Source organism: Streptomyces krungchingensis, from assembly GCF_054729265.1.
In genome coordinates, this window is sequence record NZ_JBPUKY010000001.1 from 2,224,836 (window position 1) to 2,248,021 (window position 23,186).

16 protein-coding genes and 1 pseudogene are annotated in these 23,186 nt (G+C 73.7%); 10 read left to right on the forward strand and 7 right to left on the reverse strand.

Annotation, left to right across the window (positions count from 1 at the left end):
* Positions 1–67: 67 nt before the first annotated feature.
* Complete coding sequence (locus tag ACSYGO_RS09975; RefSeq protein WP_432172286.1) at positions 68–952, reverse strand: RNA polymerase sigma-70 factor; 885 nt, start codon at positions 950–952, stop codon at positions 68–70.
* Positions 953–1,065: 113 nt separating this feature from the next.
* Here ACSYGO_RS09975 and ACSYGO_RS09980 point away from each other — a divergent pair, with 113 nt between their 5' ends.
* The gene (locus tag ACSYGO_RS09980; RefSeq protein ID WP_432186755.1) at positions 1,066–1,719 is read left to right on the forward strand and encodes an NADPH-dependent F420 reductase; all 654 of its coding nucleotides are present in this window, start codon (positions 1,066–1,068) and stop codon (positions 1,717–1,719) included.
* Between the two features lie 285 nt (positions 1,720–2,004).
* The gene (locus ACSYGO_RS09985; protein ID WP_432172284.1) at positions 2,005–2,835 is read left to right on the forward strand and encodes an alpha/beta fold hydrolase; all 831 of its coding nucleotides are present in this window, start codon (positions 2,005–2,007) and stop codon (positions 2,833–2,835) included.
* Positions 2,836–3,312: 477 nt separating this feature from the next.
* Here ACSYGO_RS09985 and ACSYGO_RS09990 read toward each other — a convergent pair.
* A pseudogene (locus ACSYGO_RS09990) lies at positions 3,313–3,774 on the reverse strand (EamA family transporter); the annotation flags it as partial.
* Here ACSYGO_RS09990 and pdxR point away from each other — a divergent pair.
* From pdxR to ACSYGO_RS10015, 5 genes are all read left to right on the forward strand, one after another.
* Positions 3,765–5,216 carry a MocR-like pyridoxine biosynthesis transcription factor PdxR gene (gene pdxR, locus ACSYGO_RS09995; RefSeq protein WP_460386508.1) on the forward strand — a complete coding sequence of 484 codons (1,452 nt, stop codon included), beginning with the start codon at positions 3,765–3,767 and terminating at the stop codon, positions 5,214–5,216. The pseudogene ACSYGO_RS09990 and the gene pdxR overlap by 10 nt on opposite strands.
* Before the next feature lie 279 nt (positions 5,217–5,495).
* Positions 5,496–7,091: an alkaline phosphatase D family protein gene (locus tag ACSYGO_RS10000; protein WP_460386509.1), complete on the forward strand. Its 1,596-nt coding sequence runs from the start codon at positions 5,496–5,498 to the stop codon at positions 7,089–7,091.
* A 400-nt stretch (positions 7,092–7,491) separates the two neighbouring features.
* On the forward strand, positions 7,492–8,880 hold the full coding sequence (locus ACSYGO_RS10005) for an SWIM zinc finger family protein (RefSeq protein ID WP_460386510.1): 1,389 nt from the start codon (positions 7,492–7,494) through the stop codon (positions 8,878–8,880).
* Positions 8,877–11,528, forward strand: coding sequence for a DUF7824 domain-containing protein (locus ACSYGO_RS10010; protein ID WP_460386511.1), 2,652 nt, complete (start codon positions 8,877–8,879; stop codon positions 11,526–11,528). Before ACSYGO_RS10005 ends, ACSYGO_RS10010 begins: the two co-directional genes overlap by 4 nt.
* Before the next feature lie 198 nt (positions 11,529–11,726).
* Positions 11,727–13,166 (forward strand): GNAT family N-acetyltransferase, encoded by a 1,440-nt coding sequence (locus ACSYGO_RS10015; protein WP_460386512.1) that lies wholly within the window; start codon positions 11,727–11,729, stop codon positions 13,164–13,166.
* A gap of 75 nt (positions 13,167–13,241) precedes the next feature.
* Here the strand turns inward: ACSYGO_RS10015 and ACSYGO_RS10020 are convergent, their stop codons facing one another.
* Entirely contained in the window at positions 13,242–14,522 is a 1,281-nt protein-coding gene (locus ACSYGO_RS10020) for a trans-sulfuration enzyme family protein (RefSeq protein ID WP_460386513.1), read from the reverse strand.
* A 60-nt stretch (positions 14,523–14,582) separates the two neighbouring features.
* On the opposite strand from ACSYGO_RS10020, the gene ACSYGO_RS10025 reads away from it, so the two are divergent.
* Both ACSYGO_RS10025 and ACSYGO_RS10030 read left to right on the forward strand, forming a co-directional pair.
* A complete protein-coding gene (locus ACSYGO_RS10025) occupies positions 14,583–15,155 on the forward strand; it encodes an Lrp/AsnC family transcriptional regulator (protein WP_426678761.1) in 573 nt (190 codons plus the stop codon).
* A 61-nt stretch (positions 15,156–15,216) separates the two neighbouring features.
* Entirely contained in the window at positions 15,217–16,908 is a 1,692-nt protein-coding gene (locus ACSYGO_RS10030) for a DUF885 domain-containing protein (RefSeq protein WP_460386515.1), read from the forward strand.
* A 43-nt stretch (positions 16,909–16,951) separates the two neighbouring features.
* Here the strand turns inward: ACSYGO_RS10030 and ACSYGO_RS10035 are convergent, their stop codons facing one another.
* Together ACSYGO_RS10035 and ACSYGO_RS10040 are read right to left on the reverse strand one after the other, a co-directional pair.
* Positions 16,952–17,467: an immunity 21 family protein gene (locus ACSYGO_RS10035; protein WP_426678763.1), complete on the reverse strand. Its 516-nt coding sequence runs from the start codon at positions 17,465–17,467 to the stop codon at positions 16,952–16,954.
* Between the two features lie 68 nt (positions 17,468–17,535).
* Entirely contained in the window at positions 17,536–17,985 is a 450-nt protein-coding gene (locus tag ACSYGO_RS10040) for a rhodanese-like domain-containing protein (protein WP_426678837.1), read from the reverse strand.
* 402 nt (positions 17,986–18,387) lie between these two features.
* Here ACSYGO_RS10040 and ACSYGO_RS10045 point away from each other — a divergent pair, with 402 nt between their 5' ends.
* The gene (locus ACSYGO_RS10045) at positions 18,388–18,834 is read left to right on the forward strand and encodes an Lrp/AsnC family transcriptional regulator (protein ID WP_460386516.1); all 447 of its coding nucleotides are present in this window, start codon (positions 18,388–18,390) and stop codon (positions 18,832–18,834) included.
* 157 nt (positions 18,835–18,991) lie between these two features.
* Here the strand turns inward: ACSYGO_RS10045 and ACSYGO_RS10050 are convergent, their stop codons facing one another.
* On the reverse strand, positions 18,992–21,994 hold the full coding sequence (locus tag ACSYGO_RS10050; protein WP_460386517.1) for an AAA family ATPase: 3,003 nt from the start codon (positions 21,992–21,994) through the stop codon (positions 18,992–18,994).
* Positions 21,991–23,154, reverse strand: a complete 1,164-nt coding sequence (locus tag ACSYGO_RS10055; RefSeq protein WP_460386518.1) for an exonuclease SbcCD subunit D — start codon at positions 23,152–23,154, stop codon at positions 21,991–21,993. The genes ACSYGO_RS10050 and ACSYGO_RS10055 overlap by 4 nt, the downstream gene beginning before the upstream one ends.
* Between the last annotated feature and the right edge of the window lie 32 nt (positions 23,155–23,186).

A 23,186-nucleotide genomic window follows, 5' to 3' on the forward strand; every position in this document is an offset into this window, starting at 1 on the left:
ATCCGGACAGTGCACGCCGGCACGGGCCGGCACGCCCGGCCCACGGCGGCTCAGCCGCGGGTACGGCTCATTCGACGTCGAGCGTCAGCAGCTTCTCCGGGTTGCGCATGATGTAGATGCACTGGATCCGGCCGTCCACGACGTCCAGCTGGAAGACGCTGTCGGGCTTCGTACCGGACATGATGACGAGCGCGGGACCGCCGTTGATCTCCAGGAAGCGGAACGAGACGTGCGGTACGCCCTTCTTCGCGGCGCCCTGCAGGAACCGCCCCACCTTGTCGGCGGACTCGATGATGCGCAGCGGAGCCTGCGACAGCCCTCCGCTGTCGCCGACGAGGCGGACGTCGGGGGCGAGCATGGCCATGAGCCCTTCCAGGTCACCGTCCGCGGCGGCGGCGAGAAACCGCTCGGTGAGGTCGCGGCGTTCGGCGGGGTCGACCTCGTACCTCGGCCGGCGTTCGTCGACGTGCCTGCGCGCCCGCCCGGCGAGTTGGCGCACCGCGGGCTCCTCGCGGTCGAGGACGGCGGCGATGTCCGCGTACGGGTAGCCGAACGCCTCCCTGAGGACGAAGACGGCCCGCTCCAGGGGCGAGAGGGACTCCAGGACGACGAGGACGGCGAGCGAGACGGAGTCGGCGAGGACCGCCCGCTCCGCGCTGTCGGGGACGGTGTCGGCGAAGTGCGTGACGTACGGCTCGGGAAGCCACGGCCCCACGTACGCCTCTTTGCGCGACTGCACTTGGCGCAGCCGGTCGATGGCGAGCCGGGTGGTGACGCGGACCAGATAGCCGCGCGGCTCGCGCACGTCCGAGCGGTCGGCGCCGGACCAGCGCAACCAGGCCTCCTGCACCACGTCCTCCGCGTCGGCGACCCTTCCGAGCATGCGGTAGGCCACCCCCGTCAGCAGGGGGCGGTGCTCTTCGAAGACGTCGGTCGCCGTGTCGGGTGCCACTGCTCCATCCCACCCGACGCGTCCCCCGATGTCCAGGCGGAATCGGCCGCCTCCGGAGCAGAATGACCCGCGGGCCACCGGTGGCCGGCGGCCCCGACCCTGGAGGAGTGACGATGCGGTACGCGGTTCTGGGCACGGGCGAAGTGGGGCGCACCCTCGGCGGCAAGCTGATCGAACTGGGTCACGAGGTGTCGTTGGGTTCGCGGGTGAAGGACAATCCGGCTGCCGTGGAGTGGGCCGACAGCATGGGCCCCGGTGCGGGCCACGGTACGTTCGCGGAGGCGGCGGCCTTCGGCGAGGTCGTCGTGAACGCGGTGGGCGGGCGCGTGGCCCTCACCGTGCTGCGTTCCGTCGACGAGGAGCATCTGGACGGGAAGATCGTCCTCGACGTGTCCAACCCCATCGCCTTCGAGGAGGGGCAGGTGCGTCTGGCCCCGGTCGAGTCGGACAGCGTGGGTGAGCAGATCCAGCGGGCCTTCCCGAACACACGCGTGGTGAAGAGCCTGAACACCGTCAACTGCTATCTGATGGTGGACCCGGCGATGGTGCCCGGGGAGCACCAGATCTTCGTGTCCGGGGAGGATGAGAGCGCGAAGGAGCAGGTGACGGCGCTGCTCGGGGAGTTCGGCTGGCCTCCGCACCGCGTCATCGACCTCGGCGGCATCCGCACGGCGCGGGCCGCGGAGATGATGCTGCCGCTGTGGCTGACACTGTTCCAGCACATCGGGCACCCCGAGTTCAACGTGGAGGTACGCAGGGCGCGTTGAGGACGGTGCGCGTGGGGCCGCGTGGAAACATGCACGCGGCCCCGCGCCGCCCTCAGGAACTCGGGCCACCCTCAGGACCCGTGTCCGCGAATCCCCTTGTCCGGGTGTCCGGGTGTCCGGGTGTCCGGGTGTCCGCGTGTCCGCGAGTCCGCGAGTCCGCGAGTCCGCGAGTCCGCGTCCCAGGGTTCTCGGCGCGGGGGCTACCCGTCGGTAGCAGTTGCTGACAAGCTGTCTACAAGACTGTCCGTCAGCGTGTCCCATGCGTCCCAGACGAGGAGCAGCCCCATGTCCGCCACGGTCTCGTTCAGCCTCCCCACCTCGCGCGGCCCCAGGACCGTCACCGTCTCCTACGCGCGCGTGGGCACCGGTGAGCCGCTCCTGCTGCTGCACGGGATCGGTCACCACCGGCAGGCCTGGGACCCGGTGCTCCACATCCTGGCCGCCGAACGTGACGTCATAGCGGTCGACCTGCCCGGCTTCGGAGAGTCCCCGGCGCTGCCCGACGGGCTCACCTACGACCTGTCGACGGTGGTGCCCGCTCTGGGCGCGCTCTGCGAGGCGCTCGGCATCGAACGGCCGCACGTGGCGGGCAACTCGCTCGGCGGGCTGCTGGCCCTGGAGCTGGGCCGCGAGAAGCTCGTACGGTCCGTCACGGCGCTGTCGCCCGCCGGCTTCTGGTCGCCGGTCGAGCGGCGCTACGCGTTCGGGGTGCTGAGCGCCATGCGGGTGGGGGCCAGGCGGCTGCCGCTCCCGGTGGTCGAGCGACTGTCACGGACGGCCGCCGGGCGGGCGGCGCTGACGAGCACCATCTACGCCCGGCCGGGCCGCCGCTCACCCGAGGCCGTCGTCGCCGAGACCCTCGCGCTGGCCCACGCCGAGGGATTCGCCGAGACCCTCAGGGCGGGCACCACCGTCCAGTTCACGGACGACATCGCGGGCCTTCCCGTCACCGTGGCCTGGGGAAGCCGTGACCGGCTGCTGGTGCGCCGCCAGGGGATCCGCGCCAAGCACATCATTCCGCGCGCGCGGCTGGTGCGGCTGCCCGGGTGCGGACACGTCCCGATGAACGACGATCCCGCGCTCGTCGCCCGCGTCATCCTCGACGGCAGCCGCTGAGCGACGCCCGACGAGAGCCAGGGCACCGGAGCCGAGGGCGACTCCGGCGCCCACCAGGCCGCTTCCGACGGCCTGCGCGGCTCCGTAGGCGCCCGTGCCGACGAGTGGCGCGCTGCACGCCGCCGCCACGGGGATGAGGCCGGAGAACAAGGTCGCGCGCTCCGCACCGATGCGCTGCACGCCCATGTACCAGCACACGAACCCGACGACCGTGACGACCGCCGCCTGCCACAGCAGCGCGGCGGTCTCGGTGGCGTCCGGCACCCGCAGCCACGCGCCGCCGTCGGTGAGCAGTCCCGTCACGGCCGACTCGACGGCGGCGACCCCGCAGACGGTGGCCGACAACAGCCGTGGCCCCAGCGGCCGCAGGACGGGTACGGCCAGGACCGCGAAGCCCACCTCGCCGCACAGCGCGCCCACGGAGCAGGCGATGCCCGCGGCGTCCGTACGGCCCCACCCCTGGACGGTGAAGGCACCCAGCGCCACGAGCAACGCCCCGTGCAGGACGCGGCGTTGGGGCCGGCGTCCGTCCTGGAGGGGCACGAGGACGGCCACGACGACCGGGGCACAGCCCACGAAGACGCCCGGGACAGCGGGTTCCGCCGTCCGTTCGGCGGCGATCACCGCGAGGTTGAAGCCGACCATGCCGACGGCCGCGAGCAGTGCGAGACGGCCCCACCGACGCGCGTCGAGGGAGCGCAGACGTGTCATGGAGCCCCGGCCGACCAGGGGCAACAGCAGCAGGCAGGCCAGTCCGTAGCGCAGGAACTGACCGCCCGCGTACGGGTAGTGGCCCAGGACGCTGTTGGCGGTGAAGGAGCCTCCGACGAGGACACAGGCGAAGGCGGCGAGCAGGGCGCCTCGGGCGGTGGTGGGGTTCATGAGGGCGACGCTATGAAGGCGCGTGGTCCGGTTTAAGGTCCACTTCCATGACGTCATCGGGGACCAATCACAGCCGACCGGCGGTGCCCGGGCCGTCGGACGGTGCTCCGTGGGCGGCCGCCTGGGAACTGCTCCTTCCGGCCGCTTCGGCCCCCGCACGCGCGCGTGGCCGCACCCTTCAGGCGGCGCTCCGCGAGGCGGTCCGCACGGGCCGGCTCGCTCCGGGGACCCGGCTGCCGTCCAGCCGCGAGCTCGCCGCGGACCTCGGCGTGTCACGAGGCCTGGTCACCGAGGCGTACGAGCAGTTGACGGCCGAGGGCTACCTGCGCAGCGACCGGGGTGCCGGGACCTGGGTGGGCGACGCGGTACGGGCGGCCGGTCCCCGCGCGCGCGACCTGGCTCCGCGGAGCTCCGGAGCGCGGGCCGACTTCGTGCCCGGTACGCCCGACCTGTCGCTGTTCCCGCGCGCCGCGTGGGCGGCCGCGCACCGCGGCGTGCTGGCCGAACTGCCGCACCGCGCCCTGGGTTACCCCGATCCGCGCGGGCTGCCCCGGTTGCGCACCGCGCTCGCCGAGCTGCTCGCCCGGCGCCGCGGTGTGGTCGCCGACCCGGAACGGATCGTCGTGGTCTCAGGAGTGGCACAGGCCATGGCCCTGCTCGGATTCGTGCTGCACGCGCGCGGTCTGCGCACCGTCGGCGTGGAGGACCCCGGCAGTCCCGAGCACGGTGCGCTGTACGCCTCCGCCGGCATGGGCACCGTACCGTTGCCGCTCGACGACGAAGGACTGGCCATGGGTCCGCTGGAGGCCTCGGGGGTCCACGCGGTGGTGACGACGCCGGCTCATCAGTTCCCCACGGGCATCGCCTGCTCGGCGCGGCGCCGCGTCCAACTCCTGGACTGGGCACGCTCGGTGGACGGACTCGTGATCGAGGACGACTACGACGGGGACTTCCGCTACGACCGTGCCCCCGTGGGCGCCCTCCAGGGGCTCGACCCGGGACACGTCGCCTACACCGGATCGGTCAGCAAGTCCCTCGCCCCGGGCCTGCGGCTCGGCTGGCTGCTCGTACCGGCCTCGCTCTCCGAGGAGGTCGTCGAACGCAAGCGCACCATCGACCTGGGGAACCCGGTCGTCGACCAGGCGCTCCTCGCCCGTTTCCTGGAGCGCGGGGACTACGACCGGCAGCTCCGCCGCTGCCAGCGCGCCTACCGGGAGCGGCGCGACGCCCTCGTGGCCGCGCTGGCCGCGCACTTTCCCGGTACGGAGGTGTCCGGCATCGCGGCCGGTCTCCACGCCATCGCGGCCCTGCCCGAGCGGTACGGGCCACTGGACCGCTTCCTGGAACGCACCCGTGCGGCGGGGGTGGCGGTGCGTCCGCTGGCGCACTACGGGACGGCGGTCGAGGACGGCTTGCGACTGGTGCTGGGGTACGCCCATCTGTCGCCCGCGCGGATCCGCGACGGGGTGGCGCTGATGGCGGACGCGGTACGCGACTGAACCCGTCGGCGCGCTCCCACCCCGGCGCGCACGAGCGCACGCGGGCCCACCGCCCACGGGCACACCCACCCGGGCGGGCTCGATGGCACGCACCCGCCGCCCGCGACCGGCCCCGGAGGCCCTGTCGCGTTCCGCGACGCACACGGGTGTCGTCATGCCCGGAACAGCGGTTCCCCTGTCCCCGGGGCCAGTTGTTCACTTGTGGTTTCCGTGTGCGCTGCGGCGCACCAGTAGTTGTGGCACTGCACACCGGCCGGATCCGTCCCAGGAGGCGCATTCATGTCGCACCGTCCGCCAAGCCACTTCCCCGGTCGTCGCAGCGTGCTGCGCGGCTCCCTCGCCGCGTCCGCGGCGCTCGCCCTGCCCACCGCGCTCGGCTCGGCACCGGCGTTCGCCCTGTCCGGACGGCCGAAGGCGGGGTGGGGCGTCCAGGCGGGCGACGTGACCGCCGACTCCGGTCTCGTGTGGGTGCGCTCCGACCGCCCCGCGCGCATGATCGTCGAGACGTCGGCGACCGAGTCGTTCCGCCGTTCCCGCAGATGGCAGGGGCCGCTGCTCGGCGCGGACACGGACTTCACGGGGACCACCAGGCTGCGCGGGCTGCCCGCCGGCGAGCAGATCCACTACCGCGTCCTGCTCGCGGACCCCGACGACCCGCGGCGCACCGGCGAACCGGTGACCGGCACCTTCCGCACGACGCCCGCCGGACGGCGGCGTGGCGTGCGCTTCCTGTGGTCGGGCGACCTGGCGGGACAGGGCTGGGGCATCAACCCCGACGTCGGCGGCTACCGCATCTACGACGCGATGGCCCGGCTCGATCCGGACTTCTTCCTGTGCAGCGGCGACAACATCTACGCCGACGGACCGATCGCGGCGACCGCGACGCTCCCCGACGGCAGCACCTGGCGGAACATCACGACCGAGGAGAAGTCCAAGGTCGCCGAGTCGCTGGCCGAGTTCCGCGGCAACTTCCGCTACAACCTGCTCGATGAGAACCTGAAGCGCTTCAACGCCCAGGTGCCGTCGATCATCCAGTGGGACGACCACGAGGTGCGCAACAACTGGTACCCCGGCGAGGTGATCGTGGCCTCGGACACGCGCTACACGGAGAAGAGCGTGGACGTGCTGGCCGCTCGTGCCCGTCGCGCGTTCAGCGAGTACTTCCCGCTCTCCACGCTGCGGCCGGGCGACAAGGACGGCCGCGTGTACCGGGTCATGCGCCACGGCCCGCTCCTGGACGTCTTCGTGCTCGACATGAGGACCTACCGCAACGCCAACTCGCCCGACACCCAGACCACCGACCCTCAGGGCATCCTGGGCGCCGAGCAGCTGGAGTGGCTCAAGCGCGAGCTGTCGCGGTCGCGCGCGGTGTGGAAGGTGATCGCCTCCGACATGCCGCTCGGCCTGGTCGTCCCGGACACGACCGAGGGGAAGCCGAACATCGAGGCCGTGGCACAGGGCGACCCCGGCGCACCTCTCGGGCGCGAGTTGCAGATCGCGGAGCTGCTGCGGTTCGTCAAGCACCGGCGGATCACCGGTACCGTCTGGCTGACCGCCGATGTGCACCACACCTCGGCGCAGCACTACCAGCCCTCGCGGGCCGCCTTCACCGACTTCGAGCCGTTCTGGGAGTTCGTGTCCGGGCCTCTCAACGCCGGGGCCTTCCCGGCGAGCGCGCTGGACGGCACGTTCGGACCGGAGCGGGTGTTCGTGAAGGCACCGACCGCGTCGAACGTCTCGCCCGCGGGCGGCTACCAGTTCTTCGGCGAGGTCGACATCGACGGAGACAGCGGCGAGCTCACGGTGCGGCTGCGTGAGCAGGACGGGACCGTGCTGTTCACGCAGGTGCTCCAGCCGGGGCGCGTGGGCCAGTAGGGTCTCGCGGCTCCCGTACCCTCGAACGGGCGGGCCGCGCACCGGAGTCATCCCCCGGTGCGCGGCCCGCCCGCCTGCCCTGCTCACCGGACCGCCTCGGCGCGGCTCAGGTCGACCTGGCTCGGCTCACCTCGGCCCGGCGCGGCCCCGCTCAGCGCGGCTCACCTCGTCCCAGCGCGGCCCCGCTCAGCGCGGCTCACCTCGTCCCAGCGCGGCCTCGCTCGGCGCGGCTCACCTCGGCCCGGCTCGGGGTGGCTCGGCGTGCCTCGACCCGGCGCGGCGTGGCACGGCTTCCCTCGGCCGACGCGGGGCGGCTCGGCTCAGCGCGGACCGGAGCGGACCGTTCGCAAGTACCCGCAGGTCAGAGCCGATTGTCAGTGGTCACCTCTACGGTTTTTCCATGACGCGATCTTTCCAGGCCGTGGCCTACACCCGACCCTCCGCGCTGGAGTCCGCACCGGGCGGACAGCGGCTGGGACTTGAGACCTCGCGGGGCGCGACGCCCGCGGGAATCCAGGCCCACCCGCGCTTCTTCGCGGGCTTCCTGACCTCCCCTCAGGTCGCCGCGGCCGGGCTGCTGGCGGTGGCCGACGTCGCCGCCGCCCGCTACCACCAGCGGCAGCTGAGCGCGTCTTTGGACCCGGTGGTCACGGGCAACGGCGACCGGCTCCGCTTCGAGTCCTTCTCCGGCTGCGGCGGCGTGTATGCGCGCCTGGACGTCCTGACGCCGGGTCTCGACGGCGGCGAGGTGGGCCACGGCACGACCAATGTCGACGTCAACAACCCGCTGCGTGAGGCGCTTTCCCGTATCGGCACGGACGATCCGCTGCACCTGCGGGTCGGCCCCGACGACATGACGGTGACCACGCTGGACGGCCCCGTCGTCGAGAAGAAGGTGCCGCTGCCGGACCGCTGGTTGCGGGGGTTCGCCGAGGCCCAGGTGACAGCGGCCGGTTTCGACCTGCGGGCCGAGCTGCCGGCGGCCGAGGCGGTGCGTTTCCTGCGCTCGCTGCCGCGCGGCGCTTCGCGTGGAGCCCAGTGGGTGGTGCCGGCGGGGCGCGGCCTGCGGCCCACGACCCGCCCGGTGCCCGGGGCGGTGTGCCTGCCCGGCCCGGAGCGCCTGATCGCCCTCCAGCGGGTGCTGCGCCACGCGACGGCGCTGCGGGTGTACGGCCCTCCGGTGACCGGCGACGCCACCGCCGCGGCCTGGGAGGCCGTCCTGCCGGGGATGCGGCTGACGCTGACGCTGTCACCCGACTCCGCTCGCGGGTTCTCCGGGGAAGGCGGGGTGCTGGACGCCCTCGCGACCGACGCGGCCGCCGAGGACGCGGAGTTGATCGCCGTGCTGCTGGCCTGGGAGCCGCGCGTCGACGTCGGAGACCTGGCCGCCGCATCCGGCCTGCCGGCCGAGCGGGTACGCGCCGCGCTGGTCCGCCTCGGCACCTCGGGCCGCGTGGGGTACGACACCGCGGAGGCGGCGTACTTCCACCGCGAACTGCCTTACGACGCCGAGCGGGTGGAGCGCCACAATCCGAGGCTGCGGTCGGCCCGGGCCCTGGTCGCCGCGGGTGCGGTCGCCCTGGACGGCACGCTCGGCACGGTGACTGCCGAGGACGGCCATGTCCACCGGGTGCGCGACGACGCGGGGACGCTGAGCTGCTCCTGCTTGTGGTGGGCCAGGTACCGGGGAGGACGCGGACCGTGCAAACACGCGCTGGCGGTGCGCATGGTGCGGCGGGGAAGCGCGACGGGGCAGCGGGAGACGCGGGTCGACGGGGGTGTGCGATGAGTCGCGAGGCACTGGTCACAGCGGTACGGGCGGGGCAGACGATCGAGGTCACCGGCCTCCTGGACGGTATGACGGATGCCGAACGGCGGGCGTGCCTGCCCGCGTTGAAGGAACTGCGCAAGGAGTTGCGGGGTGCTCCGTGGAGCGCCCCGTCCCGCAAGGCCTATCCCGCCCTGCACGCGGCCGGCGCGGCATGTCACACGGGCGCCGCGGCGGCGGCCAGCTGGATCGCGGCGGCCGACATGCGCTGGTCCCAGGCCTCCCCCGGCGTGCTCCTGCACGTCCTGGGGGACCGTGAGCCCGAATGGCTCGGCGACGTGGCTCACCGGCTCGCGCAGCGGCCGGTCACCTCCCGGGTGCCGTACGCGTTGACGGCGGGCCTGGTACGGCTGTCGGGCTGCGAGATGCCGACGACCGACGCCCATGTGACGGGCTGGTTCGAGCACATCGGGAGCGCGTGGCACCACGGGGACACCGTGGTCGAGCGCCTCCGCCGGGAGCCGCACCTGCCGGTCATGGTCGCCGCCCTCTTCGACTCCCTGGAGGTGACCGGCCGGGTCGGCCGGCTGTTCGGTGACGGTCCGGACAGCTGGTACAGCGCACTCGCGCGGCTCACCAGGGAAGGCGCCCTCGACCGCAAGGTGATGGTGGACGCCTGCGTCGCCAGGCTGCTGCGCGGTGGCGCGGCCGCCGACCAGCGGCTGTTCCTGCGCCTGCTGACCTGCCTCGACCTGACACGCGACGAGGAGCGGGAGCGGTCGGCGGACTGGACGGCACTGGCCTGCGACGCGGCGTCGCCGGTGGCTTGGCACGCCCAGTCCGTACTGGCTTCCCTCGTCCTGGACGGCGAGCCGGCGCTCCGGCAGCTCGCCGAAATGACCGCGGGGGTGCTGTTCAGGCCGGAGAAGAAGCTCGTGCGGGCCCAGCTCATCCTGTTGGGCAAGGTGCTCAAGCGCGATCCGTCGAGTGCGCCCGACCTCCTGCCGGCGGTGGCGCAGGCGTTCGGGCACCAGGACACGGAGGTGCAGGAGCGGGCGCTCAAGCTCGTGGAGCGGCACTTCGCCCGGCTCGACGGTGCGGACGATGCCCGTGAGCGGATCGCCGAGCTGGCGGCGGAGTTGAGTCCCGGGCCGCGCGCCCGGGCGGAGCGGCTGCTGGGCGCCGGTGTGGTGGATTCCACGCCGGTGGTCCACGCGGAGGTGCTGCCGCCCGTGCCGGAGCGCTCACGGCTCGCGCCGGCTCCGGGATCGGCGGTGGAGGTGGCCGAGGAGGTCGGTGCCCTGCTGGCGTCGGGCGGCGACGTCGCCACGTTCGAGCGCGCGCTGGACGGTCTGGTCCGGCATGCCCACGACGACCGGGAGGCGGTGCTGGAGGCCCTGCGCCCCGCTGTCGCGCGGCGCTGGTGGCTGGACGCCGACGTCTCCGACACGCATGTGGACCGGTACTTCCGGGAGTCGCCCTACGGCTTGGAGGTCGTCCTCGCGGCGCTGCTCGGGCGGGTGCGGACGGCCACGCTCCACGCGGCGGTGCAGCAGAGGTCGGACAGGGGCGACTGCCCGCACCGCGCCCTGTCCCGCGCCTTCGACGCGCGTCTGTGGGAGGTGGCCCATCGGATCCGTACCGATCCGCTGCCGTTCCTGCTGGCCACTCCCAGCTGGTCGACGGGGCTGCTGGAGCCGGACGAACTGGTGGCACGCCTGGCCGAGTACCGGCGGCTCGACGCCCGGCCGGGAGCGGCGGACTTCGCCCAGGCGCTGCTGCGTGTCCGGCGGGACGGCGACGGGGCGCCGGTGGCCGCGGCGGCACGGGCACGGGCGCTCGGCACACCCGAGGGGTACCGGCTGGCCCAGTGGCTCACCGCGCAGGGCCCGCGTCTCCCGCTGAGCCGTCGTCGGACCGCAGGCGCCCGCATCCTGCTGGAGATGGGCGAACTCGACGAGATACAGGGGCAGTTCCCACCGGAGTTCCGGCGGCTGGGACGTCCGCAGTCCGTCTTCAAGAACCGCACGTACTGCCCGCACTGGGACCGGGCGGAGCGGCAGCACTGGTCGGCGGTGCTGCCCGGCCGCCGGGAGATGGTGGCGGCCCGCGTGCTCGGCGACCTCGCCGCGTCCGCCGTGGACGACAGCCGGAAGGAGGCCGCGATCCTGCCCCTGCTCGCCGAGGCCGACGGCGAGGCGGGCGAGGCCCTGCACCTGTGCGTGGCGTACGGGCTGGCGGCACGCGACCCGGAGGACCGGCTGTGCGCCGTGGACGCCCTGCTGGTGCTGGCGGCGCGCGGCCAGCTCGACGCGGAGCGGCTCGGCGTCGATCTCGGCCAGTTGGTGCGCCGCGGTTGTGTGAAGCCGCTGCGGCTCGCCGAGTCCATACGTACCGCGGCGGCGACCGGCGCGTACGCCACGGTGTGGTCGGTGCTCCGTGACGTGCTGCCGATCCTGCTGGCCGACCTCGCGACGGACGGTACGGGCGGCAGCGCCACCCGCGGGCTCGGGGACCTGCTGGCGGTCGCCGCGGACTGCGCCGAGCGGTCGGGGGCACGCGGCGATCTGGCACATCTCGCCCGGGCCGCCGGGCGGCGCGGCTCGTCGCGGCTGGTCACCCAGGCCCGCCGCCTACGGATCGCGCTGACGCGGGAGGCAGCCGCCTGACGTAGGACCGGCCCGTCGGTGGCATGACCCGCGAGGGACGCACCGCCTCCGACGGGACGCGTGACCAGTGCGGAACACGAGCGGTCCGGTCCGGGCAAAGGACCCTTAAAAAGAACTGCAAAAGGGGCAGAACGACACTTAACCGATCAGTCACAAAGCGTTCGTGATCACGCAACACCGTTCCTTCACAGTGACTGTATGACTCCTGACATGTCTCATGTGACCCGTGCGAAGCACGGTCGCCCCATACACCACTGGCGGCGGGACGTCGTCGAACTCGCGGCCCTGTTCACGGCGGTGGCGGTCGCCGACGCCGTCGCCAACCTGATCGGGCACGGGCCCGACGGCCCCGCCCTGCTCGTGATCTCGGCGATGATCCTGGTCGCCACGGCCGGCTTCCACATCTGGTGGGCACGACGCCACGGCCACGCCCCGCCGGCGGACGATACCGGCGCCCGGCGCGGCGCCCACGGGCGACGGGCCGGGCGATCCGAGGAGCCCACCGCGGCCCCGCAGGCCACCGCCGGGGAGACCGTGCTGTGGCGGATGCGTACGACGGTGCAGGACGCGCCGGGTTCGCTGGCGGCGCTGTGCACGGCACTGGCCGGGCAGCGCGTCGACATCCTGAGCCTGCAGACGCATCCGCTGGCGAAGGGCACGGTGGACGAGTTCCTGCTGCGCGCCCCCGCGGACCTGGACGCCGCCGAGATCACCCGGGCCGTGTCCCGGGCGGGCGGCGCCGGGACGTGGATCGAGCGCGCCGACGCCCACGACCTGGTGGACGCTCCGACCCGGGTCCTCGGCCTGGCCACTCGCACAGCACTCGACGCCGCCGAACTCCCCCTCGCTCTGCGGCAGTTGCTCGGCCGCTGCACCATCCGGTCGCTGCCCGGCAAGTCGCCGGTCTCCGGACGGGTGGAGGAGGGGGCGCCCGTCGAGGGTGCGCTGGAGGACACCGTCATGCGGCTGCGGGCCCCGGAGGGCGGTGTGATCACGGTGGAGCGGCCGTACCTGCCGTTCACGCCGACCGAGTTCGCGCGGGCGCGGGCGCTGGTGGAGCTGGACGCGCGGCTCGGTCCGCGGATTCCGCGCAGCCAGGACGTGCTGACGCTGCCCGAGGGCAACGCCATCACCGTGCGACGGGCCGACGGGTCCGACGTCGAGGCGGCCAAGGCGATGCACGAGCGCTGCTCCCCGCGGACGCTGAACATGCGCTACCACGGCCCGGTGGGCGACGCGGACCGCTACCTCAGCCACCTGCTCAGCCCGCGTTTCGGTCGCACCCTGGCCGTGCAGACGGCGTCGGGCCGCATCGTCGGGCTCGGACACCTCCTCTGGGACGGTGACGAGACGGAGATCGCTCTCCTCGTCGAGGACGACTGGCAGCGGCGCGGCATCGGCAGCGAGCTGCTCGGCCGGCTGGTGGCCATGGCCGTCGAGGCCGGCTGCGAGAGCGTGTACGTCGTGACGCAGGCCTCCAACACCGGCATGGTCGCCGCCATGCGCGGCCTCGGTCTCCCCCTCGACTACCAGATCGAGGAGGGCACCCTGGTCATCACGGCCCGCCTGGAGCCGGCCGGCCCGGCGCGGCTGCCGCAGGGCGGGGAGCAGCGCGGGGAGCGCGTCGCGCGCGACTGACCGCGCCCCTTGCGGACACCTCGCCGTCCGGCCCCCCGTGGGTCCGGACGGCGAGGTCGAGCCGGGCGTCCGACGTCACTCGGACCGGCCCGGCCCCTCCCCCGCTCCCACCCCTGGCGCGCCGCTCCCCTGGGCCACGGGCACCGCGTTCCCCAACGCCGAGTCGAGGTCGGCCCAGAGGTCGTCGACGTCCTCCAGACCGACCGACATGCGCAGCAGCCGGTCGCTGACGCCGGCGTCGTGGCGGTCCTGCTCGGGCACGATGCGGTGGCTGATCGAGGCCGGGTGCTGGATCAGGCTGTCCACGCTGCCGAGGCTCACGGCCGGGGTGACCAGACGGACCCCGGCGATCACGTCGTGCGGGTCCCCGTGGACCTCGAACGCGATCATGGCGCCTCCGATGCGCGGGTAGTGGACGCGGGCGACGCGCGGATCGGCGGCGAGGCGCCGGGCGAGTTCGGCGGCGTTCGAGGACGCGGCCCGCACCCGTACGGGAAGCGTGGACAGGCCGCGCAGCAGCAGATATCCGGCCAGCGGGTGCAGGACACCACCGGTCGCGAACCTCACCTGGCGCAGCCGTCGGGCGAACTCCTCGTCGCAGGCCACCACGCCGGCCATCACGTCGCCGTGTCCGCCGAGGTACTTGGTCGCGCTGTGCAGGATCAGGCGCGCGCCGTGTTCGGCGGGGCGCTGCAGCACGGGGGTGGCGAACGTGTTGTCCGCGAGCAACGGCACGGTGCCACAGGCGTGCGCGACGGCCCTGAGGTCCACTTCGGCGAGCGTCGGGTTGGCCGGCGACTCGACCATCACCAGACCGGTGTCCGGACGCAGGGCGTCGGCGATGCCCGCCGGGTCGACCCAGGTGACCTCGCTGCCCAGCAGGCCCGCCGTGAGCAGGTGGTCGCTGCATCCGTACAGCGGGCGTACGGCGACGACGTGCCGCAGACCCATGGCGTTCCTGACCAGCAGGACGGCGCTCAGCGCGGCCATGCCACTGGCGAAGGCGACCGCGCTCTCGGTGCCTTCGAGCCGGGCGAGCGCGGTCTCGAAACGGGCGACGGTCGGATTGCCGAGCCGTGCGTAGACGGGCGGGCCGTCCGGTTCGGCGCCGTCCGCGGCGAACGCGTCGATGCGGGCGGCCTCGCCCCGGCTGTCGTACGAGGGGTAGGTCGTCGACAGATCGATCGGCGCGGCGTGAAGTCCCTGGGCGGCGAGATCGTCCCGCCCGGCGTGCACGGCCTCGGTGGCGAGTGCCCGGACCAGGGGTGCGGCGGACACCTGACGGGTTCCGTTCAGGTTGTCCTGGGCATCGCGAGCGCCATATGCGTCATATGCGTCGTACACAACGGAGTCCATGCGGCGAAGCCTGAACACCGAACGGGCCGTGAGCGCCAGATCCCGTGTTACGTTCGCGCCATGGCCGATTCCGTCGTACTCGATCCGGTGGATCTTCATCTGCTGCGGCTGTTGCAGAACGACGCCCGGACGACGTACCGCGACCTCGCCGCCCAGGTCGGTGTCGCGCCCTCGACGTGCCTGGACCGGGTGACCCGGCTGCGCCGTGCGGGGGTGATTCTCGGCCATCAGCTGCGGCTGGACCCGGCGAAGCTGGGCAGGGGCCTCGAAGCGTTGCTGTCCGTGCAGGTCAGACCGCATCGACGGGAGCTGGTGGGGCCCTTCGTGGACCGGATCAGAGCGCTTCCGGAGTCCCGCACCGTCTTCCATCTCACCGGTCCCGACGACTATCTCGTCCATGTCGCGGTGGCGGACATGGCGGATCTGCAGCGCCTGGTGCTCGACGAGTTCACCTCGCAGCGCGAAGTGGCGCGGGTCGAGACCCGGTTGATCTTCCAGCAGTGGGACTGCGGTCCGCTGCTGCCTCCCCGCCGGGACGCGCATCCGGGCCAGCCGTCCGCGGAACCGTCCGTGAGGTCCGGCAGGGCGCCGGTGCCCGAGCAGCCTGCCAGGCCGGCGGCGGGGGCCGGCTGATCCGGCACAAGAGCCGGATACCGGGCTGACGCGATGCCCGTCCTCATATGAGGATGTCCGCATGTCACAGACGAAGAGCCCGCTGCCCCGCGAGGTCGCCGACACCTATGTCGACGAACTCATCGCCCTCGACCCGGTCCTCGGAACGTACCTCGGTGTGAAGGAGAGTCACGGCAAGCTCCCCGACACCTCGCCCGCCGGCCAGGAGGCGGTCGCGGAGCTCGCACGGGCGACGCTCGCACGGCTCGACGACGCCGAGCGGCTGCCCGGGGCGGACAGTGACATGGAGCGCCGGTGCGCCCGGCTGCTGCGCGAGCGGCTCACCGCCCAACTCGCCGTCCACGACGCCGGCGAGGGCCTGCGCGCGGTCGGCAATCTGCACACGGCGCCGCACGGCATGCGCGAGGTCTTCACCCTGACGCCGGCCGACACGGAGGAGGACTGGGCGGTCATCGCCGAGCGGCTGCGTGCCGTGCCGGCCGCCCTGGCGGGCTACCGCGAGTCCCTCGCGCTCGGCCTGGACCGCAAGCTGTACGCGGGCCCGCGCCCGACGGAGACCTTCATCGGGCAGCTCACCGAGTGGTCGGACACCGACGGGCAGGGCCTCGGCTGGTTCGAGGACTTCGCGTCGGCGGGCCCGGACGCGCTGCGGGAGGAGCTCGACACGGCCGCTCGCGGCGCCACCGAGGCGATCGTCGCGCTGCGGGACTGGATGCGCGACGTGTACGCCCCCACGATCGAGGGCGCGCCCGACACGGTGGGCCGTGAGCGGTACGCCCGGCTGGCTCGCTACTTCAACGGCACGGACCTCGACCTGGACGAGGCGTACGCCTACGGCTGGGCCGAGTACCACCGGCTGCTCGGGGAGATGAAGTCCGAGGCCGAGAAGATCCTGCCCGGCGCCGCGACCCCCTGGGTGGCGCTCGCCCATCTCGACGAGCACGGCAGGCACATCGAAGGCGTCGACGAGGTGCGGACCTGGCTCCAGGGCCTCATGGACGAGGCGATCGAGGCCCTGGACGGCACGCACTTCGAACTCGCCGAGCCGGTACGGAAGGTGGAGTCCCGCATCGCACCGCCCGGTGGCGCCGCGGCACCGTACTACACCGCGCCGTCGCAGGACTTCTCGCGCCCCGGACGGACGTGGCTGCCGACCATGGGGCAGACCCGCTTCCCCGTCTACGACCTGGTCTCGACCTGGTACCACGAGGGGGTGCCCGGCCATCACCTCCAGCTCGCCCAGTGGGTGTACGTGGTCGACGACCTCTCCCGCTACCAGGCCACCGTCGGACAGGTCAGCGCCAACTGCGAGGGCTGGGCGCTCTACGCGGAACGGCTGATGGACGAGCTGGGCTTCCTCACCGACGCCGAGCAGCGGCTCGGGTACCTCGACGCGCAGATGATGCGCGCCGCCCGGGTCATCGTCGACATCGGCATGCACCTGGAGCTGGAGATCCCGGCCGACTCGCCCTTCCACCCCGGCGAGCGGTGGACCCCGGACCTGGCGCAGGATTTCTTCGACGCGCACAGCAGCCGCCCGGCCGACTTCGTGGAGAGCGAGCTGACCCGCTACCTCACCATCCCCGGCCAGGCCATCGGCTACAAGCTCGGCGAGCGTGCGTGGCTGCTGGGCCGGGAGAACGCGAGGAAGCGTCACGGCGACGCGTTCGACGCGAAGGCCTGGCACATGGCGGCCCTGTCGCAGGGTTCGCTGGGCCTGGACGACCTGGTGGACGAGCTGTCCCGGCTCTGAGCCGCGCGTGCTGAGCGGCCGGGACCGGTACCCGCCCGGCCGCTCAGTTCGTCAGCCGGCGCAGCTGCACGAGGCCGAGCCAGGTCTCGGGGCCCGGCTCAGCGTACGCGGCGCGCACCGCGTACCGGCCGGGTTCGAGCGCGACCCGCACATGGTCGGTGCGCTCCGAGGCGGTGCCGGGCCAGGCCGCGTCGAAGAGGACCACCGGCCCCGGCACCTTCCACTGCACCTCCGGCTCCCAGGCGGCGCCGGCCAGCGCGGCGGGTACGCCGGAGAGGAGCTCCTGCTCGGACTCGGCGGCGCACCACCGTACGAAGGTGCCGTACTCGGGGAGGTATGCCGTGGAGGCGGGCTGGTCGCCGAGGACGAGGGCCCTGGTGTCCCCGACCGGCACGAGGCCGATGAACCCTTCCACGTCACATGCCCGGTCGTAGTCGGAGGACATGTCGTCGCCGTCCGCCCCCGACCAGAACGGCAGCACGACCTCCGGGATCGCTATGAGGGGTCCGCCGCCCGACTCCACCCAATCGACCGCACCTGGGTCCGCGTATCTGGCCATGCGCAGAAGCTACACGCCCGGGACCGCGGGGGTGTTCGGTGTCCCCCACCCTGTCCGATACGAGCGGGTCAGCAGCCGCAGTCGTCCGTGCCGACGGGTGCGGTCAGCGGGTCCGCGGCGCGTCGCTCCCGGCCCTCCCAGGTCTCGAACTCGAAGCCCTCGCGGGCCCAGTACTCGAAGCCGCCGAGCATCTCCTTGACCTGGAAGCCGAGTTGGGCGAGGGCGAGAGCCGCGCGGGTGGCGCCGTTGCAGCCGGGGCCCCAGCAGTAGGTCACGACCGGAACCGACTTGTCGAGGATCTGCCCGGCCTGTTCGGGGATGAGCGCGGTGGGCAGATGGACGGCGCCGGGGATGTGGCCCTGGTCCCACGACTCGGTGGAACGGGAGTCGAGGACGACGAAGCCGGGGTCGCCGCCGTCGGCCAGGGCGGCGGCGACGTCGGACACGTCGGCGTGGAAGGCGAGGCTCGCGCCGAAGTAGGCGGCGGCCGCGGCCGGGGACGCGGGCGCGACCCGCAGGACGGGGTTCGCGCCCGCCGACCCGGTCGTGGTCGCGGCGGTCGCGGTCCCGGCGGTCGCGGTCCCGGCCGTCGTGGCCCCCGCGGTCGCGGTGTCCGCGGTCGCGGTGTCCGCGTCGGACGGCGTCGTCGTCACGGTGCCGGCGGTGCTGGGGGTGCCGGTGGCGGCAGCGGTCGCGGCGGTGGTGGCGGTCGCGGTCATGGTCTGGCCTTCCCTCCCGGGTCCCGCCGGCCGGCGCCGGTGCGCGAACCCTCCGCGCGTCCGGCGGCCCCGGTGCTTCCTGCGCACCCGGCCGGGCGGAACGTTCTGACCAGAAATCTACGGTCGGTGATCGTCTTCCTGAAGTGGCGATCCACGGCCTCCCTCTTGATCCGCCGGGGAATCGCCTGCTATCCATCGCACATGACCGCGTATTCCCCGGACGCCACCGACTGGCGCATCCTCGATGTCCTCCAGCGGGAGGGGCGGGCGACTTTCGCCGAGCTCGCCCGCGCCGTCTCCATGTCCGCGAGCGCGGTCACCGAGCGGGTGCGCCGCCTGGAGGAAGCGGGCGTCATCCGGGGCTACGCGGCCGTCGTCGATCCGGAGAGCCTCGGCCTGCCCATCCTCGCCTTCGTCCGGCTCAGGTATCCGCACGGCAACTACAAGCCGTTCCACGACCTCGTCGCGGCGACGCCCGAGATCCTGGAGGCACATCACGTCACCGGCGACGACTGCTTCGTCATCAAGGTCGCCGCACGCTCGATGAGCCACCTGGAGGAGGTGTCGGGCAGGATCGGCGCCCTGGGCTCGGTGACGACCAGCGTCGTCTACTCCTCCCCGCTTCCCCGGCGGCCCCTCGGCCACTGAGTCCGCCACCCCGGGCGGCCGGGTCGCGTGACGTCCGACGGCCGGCGCGCCTGACACCCGGAGTCCGGGGCGCGGCATGCGAGGGCCGGCCCGTCCGGCGCCCGGCCGTCCGCCGGTGCAGGCGGGCCGCCGCACGACATGGCTGCGGTGCGCCGTGTCAGTCGACGGCGCCCCTCTGTCGTACGACCGAGCCCGTTCTCCCCTTCACCACTTCCAGCTGGGCGTGCACCCGCCGCCGCAGATCGGCGACGTGGCTGACGATGCCGACGCTGCGATCGCGCTCCCGCAACGAGTCGAGGACGTCGAGGACCTCGTCGAGGGTCTGGTCGTCGAGACTGCCGAAGCCCTCGTCGATGAAGAGGGTGTCGAGCCGCACGCCCCCCGCCTCGTCGGTGACCACGTCCGCGAGGCCGAGGGCCAGCGCCAGCGAGGCGAAGAACGTCTCGCCGCCGGACAGCGTCGCCGTGTCCCGCTCGCGTCCGGTCCAGGCGTCGACGACGTGCAGGCCGAGTCCGCTGCGGCCACGGCCGGCACGGTCGGCGGAGTGCACGAGCGTGTAGCGCCCGGAGGACATGCGGTGCAGGCGCGCCGTCGCCGCGGCGGCCACCTGTTCCAGGCGGGCGGCGAGGACGTACGACTCCAGGCGCATCTTGCGTTCGTTGTCCGCCGACGTGCCCGCCGCGAGGCCGGCCATGCGGGCGACGCGGTCGTACTCCTCGCGCAGCGGGGCCAGCCGGCGTACGCCTCTGTCGGCGCGCCCGGACAGCGCGTCGAGCCCGGCGCAGCGCCGGGCGGCGGCGTCCTGTGCGGAGGCCGCGTCCCGCAGGCGGCGGGCGGCGGACTCGGCGGCCCGCTCCGCGGCGGGCAGGTCGGCGGGCGGACGCTGGGCGGCGTGCGCCGTGTCGGCCTCGGCGAGCACCGCGCGCACGGCCGCCTCTTCCGACTGCCAGGCGTCGAGCCTGCGTTGCAGTTCCCGGTGGGCGGCGTCGTCGAGCAGCGCGGCGGCGGCCGCCCGTGGGGTGTCGAACCCGGCACGGAACGCCGCGTCGGCGAGCCGGGCGTCGGCCTCCTTGAGGCGCTGGGCGGTGTCCTCGGCTGCGCGGACGGCGTCAGCGGCCTCCGTCAGCAGCGCGACCTGCCGCTCCAGCTGCGCGGTGCGCGCGGACACGCTGCCCGCGTCGCCCCGTGCCTGCGTCAACTCCCCTTCGAGACCGGCCTTCTCGCGGTCCAGCGCCTCGCGGAGGGAAGCGCGCGAGGCGACGCGGCGGGCGGCTTCCTGCTGGGCGTCCGTCCGCCGCCGGTACTCGCGCTCCGCCTGCTCCCGCGCCTCACGCGCCGCGTGCAGGCCGGAGGCGGCGGAGCGGGCCTCGGCGTGCCGGTGCTCCAGCTCCTCGGTCTCCTGGGCGAGGCGCGCGGTGGGGGTGTCGCCCGCCTCGGCGGTCGCGGCGGCCAGCGCCTCGCGCACGACGCCGAGCCGTCGCTCCGCTTCGGCGCGCTCCTCGTCGGCGCTCTGGAATCCGGCGAGGGCCCGTTCCTCGGTCTCGCGGTCGACGTGTCCGTCGACCTTCTGTGCCGGGGCCGGGTGTTCGGTGCCGCCGCAGACGGCGCAGGGCTCACCGTCGACAAGGCCCGCGGCGAGTTCCGCGGCGATGCCCTTGAGCCGCTGTTCCTTCAGGTCGAGCCAGTGGGCGCGCGCTTCGGTGGCCCGCTCGCGCGCGGCGAGGGCCCGCTCGTGCGCGGCGTCCGTGTCGCGTGCGAACTGGTCCCTCTGCCGGGCCGCGTCGAGCCGCTTGAGGGCCGGTTCGCGCTGGACGGCGAGCTGCTCGGCGCGTGTCGCCGCCTCCTGTGCGGTCCCGATGTCCGACTCGATGCCGGCGCGGGTGTCCTCCCACGCGGCGAGCCATGCCTCGGCCTCCTGGAGGACGTCCTCGTCGGCACGCTCCTGGCGGTCCAAGGAGGCGCGCTCCGTGGTCAGTTCGGCCAGGCGCCGTTCGGCCCGGCGGGCGGATTCCAGGCCGCCGAGCTCCTCGGCCGCCTTGCGGGCGGCGGTGGCGAGTCCGGGCGCCCCGGCGTCGGCGAACGACTGCGGCAGACCGGCACGCGCGCGTGCCTCCTCGGCCGCAGCGCGCTGGTGCTCGGTCCCGGCGAGGTCGCGCAGGTCGAGCGCCGGAGCCACCGTCTCGGCCTTGCGGGCGCGCTGCATGCGCGCCTGGGCCTCCTGGTGGGCGTCGGCGCGCTCCTCCAGGCGCGTGGCCCGCTCCCGAGCCGCGGTGAACCGGCGCTGGAGCCGGTCCACTTCACGTACGTCGTCGAGTGCGCGGTCCGCGGCGGCGTGCGCGGACTCGGCGGCGGTACGTGCGCAGTGAGCGATCGTGAGGCGCTCGCGGGCGGTGCTGCGGGCGACGGCGGCCCAGGTCAGCACGGACTCCGCGAGGCCCGGTTCGCCGGGCTTCAGCTCGGGCAGGGCGACCTCGACGCCGCTCCCGGCCTCCTGCTGCATGCGGTGCGCGTCGGCCAGCAACTCGGCGTCCCCCGCCCGCACTTCGGCCTCGGTGGTGCGGCGCCGCTCGGCGAGGCGCTTCTCGACCTCGGCGAAGCGGTGGGTGTCGAAGAGGCGGCCGAGCAACTTTCCGCGGGCCTCGGCGTCGGCCCGCAGGAAGCGCGCGAAGTCGCCCTGGGGCAGCAGCACGACCTGGCAGAACTGCTCGCGGCTCATGCCGAGCAGTTGGGTGATCTCCTCACCGATCTCCTGGTGGGAGCGGCTGAGGTCCTTCCAGGAGCCCGCCGACGCGTCGTACTCGCGCAGCCAGCTCTGGGCCTTCTCGGTGGTCGTGCCCGTGCCGCGCTTCTTGGGCCGCTCCCAGGGCGGCTGCCGGGTGATCTCCAGCCGGCGTCCGGCGACGGTGAGGTCGAGGCGGATCTCGGTGCGGGTGCCGGGTGCCGCGTGGTCGCTGCGCAGACCGAGGCCCTGACCCGTCTGGCGGGCGCCCGGCACCGCGCCGTACAGCGCGTAGCACACGGAGTCCAGGACGGAGGTCTTGCCCGCGCCGGTCGGTCCGTGGAGCAGGAAGAGTCCGGCGGCGGACAGCTCGTCGAAGTCGACCGTCTGGGGTGCGCCGAAGGGTCCGAACGCGGTGATGTCGAGGCGGTGCAGTCTCACCGGGCGACCTCCCGCACGGCCTCGTCGGCGCGGACGGCGTCGAAGGCGTCCCGCAGCACGGCCTGCTCGTGCGCGTCGGGTCCCGCACCGCGTACATGGGCCACGAAGTCCTCCGCGACCTGCTCCTCGCTGCGGCCCGCCAGCCGCCGGGCGTAGGAGGTGTCGGCTTCCTCCGGGGCGCGCTCCGGGTCGAAGGCGAGGCTGAGGGTGTGCGGGAAGCGCTCGGACAGCCGGGCCATGGGGTCGGCCGGGCGGACCGGGTCGGTGAGGGTCGCCTCGACCCACGCCTCCTCGTGGCGCGCGAGCTCCGGATCGGCGAGGAGGTCGTCCAGGCGGCCCCGGACGCGGGCGAGGGCGCGGGGCACGGGGCAGTCGATGCGCTCCGCTTCGAGGGAGCCGTCGGCGCCCAGGTCGACCAGCCACATGGTCTTGCGGTGGTCGGCCTCCGAGAAGGAGTACGGAAGCGGGGAGCCCGAGTAGCGCACGCGCTCGGTGATGGCCTGGCTGCCGTGCAGGTGCCCGAGCGCGGTGTAGTCGACGCCGTCGAAGACGCCGGCGGGCACGGAGGCGACGCCGCCGACGGTGATGTCCCGCTCGCTGTCGCTGGGCTCGCCGCCCGTGACGAAGGCGTGGGCGATGACCACGGAGCGGGTGCCGGGCGGGCGGGCGGCGAGGTCGGCGCGGACCCGCTCCATCGCGGCGGCCAGCACCGTCTCGTGTGCCGGCTTGTCCACCCCGAACTCGTCCTTCACGAGGGCCGGTTCGAGGTACGGCAGGCCGTAGAAGGCCACGTCGCCGTGCCGGTCGGCGAGGACGACGGGGGTGCCGCACACCGAGGGCTCGGTCCGCAGGTGGATGCCGGCCCGGCCGATGAGTCCGGCGCCGACTCCGAGCCGGCGGGCCGAGTCGTGGTTCCCGGAGATCATCACCGTGGGCACACCGAGGTCGGCCAGCCGGTGCAGCGCGTCGTCGAAGAGCTCGACGGCGGCGAGCGGCGGCACCGCCCGGTCGTACACGTCCCCCGACACGACCACCGCGTCGACGCCGCGCTCGCGCGCGGTCGTGACGAGATGGGCGATGAACTCGGCCTGGGCGCCGAGCATGTTCACCCGGTGGAACGCCCGGCCGAGATGCCAGTCGGAAGTGTGCAGGAGCCTCATGATCCCCGAGACTAACGGGCGGGTCGGACATC

What these genes read in the sequence shown, in the direction of transcription:
- ACSYGO_RS09980 (WP_432186755.1), top strand. Translation starts at nt 1,066, where the DNA reads ATGCGGTACGCGGTTCTGGGCACGGGCGAAGTGGGGCGCACCCTCGGC.
- ACSYGO_RS09985 (WP_432172284.1), top strand. Translation starts at nt 2,005, where the DNA reads ATGTCCGCCACGGTCTCGTTCAGCCTCCCCACCTCGCGCGGCCCCAGG.
- pdxR (WP_460386508.1), top strand. Translation starts at nt 3,765, where the DNA reads ATGACGTCATCGGGGACCAATCACAGCCGACCGGCGGTGCCCGGGCCG.
- ACSYGO_RS10000 (WP_460386509.1), top strand. Translation starts at nt 5,496, where the DNA reads ATGTCGCACCGTCCGCCAAGCCACTTCCCCGGTCGTCGCAGCGTGCTG.
- ACSYGO_RS10005 (WP_460386510.1), top strand. Translation starts at nt 7,492, where the DNA reads ATGACGCGATCTTTCCAGGCCGTGGCCTACACCCGACCCTCCGCGCTG.
- ACSYGO_RS10010 (WP_460386511.1), top strand. Translation starts at nt 8,877, where the DNA reads ATGAGTCGCGAGGCACTGGTCACAGCGGTACGGGCGGGGCAGACGATC.
- ACSYGO_RS10015 (WP_460386512.1), top strand. Translation starts at nt 11,727, where the DNA reads ATGACTCCTGACATGTCTCATGTGACCCGTGCGAAGCACGGTCGCCCC.
- ACSYGO_RS10020 (WP_460386513.1), bottom strand. Translation starts at nt 14,522, where the DNA reads ATGGACTCCGTTGTGTACGACGCATATGACGCATATGGCGCTCGCGAT.
- ACSYGO_RS10025 (WP_426678761.1), top strand. Translation starts at nt 14,583, where the DNA reads ATGGCCGATTCCGTCGTACTCGATCCGGTGGATCTTCATCTGCTGCGG.
- ACSYGO_RS10030 (WP_460386515.1), top strand. Translation starts at nt 15,217, where the DNA reads ATGTCACAGACGAAGAGCCCGCTGCCCCGCGAGGTCGCCGACACCTAT.
- ACSYGO_RS10035 (WP_426678763.1), bottom strand. Translation starts at nt 17,467, where the DNA reads ATGGCCAGATACGCGGACCCAGGTGCGGTCGATTGGGTGGAGTCGGGC.
- ACSYGO_RS10045 (WP_460386516.1), top strand. Translation starts at nt 18,388, where the DNA reads ATGACCGCGTATTCCCCGGACGCCACCGACTGGCGCATCCTCGATGTC.
- ACSYGO_RS10055 (WP_460386518.1), bottom strand. Translation starts at nt 23,154, where the DNA reads ATGAGGCTCCTGCACACTTCCGACTGGCATCTCGGCCGGGCGTTCCAC.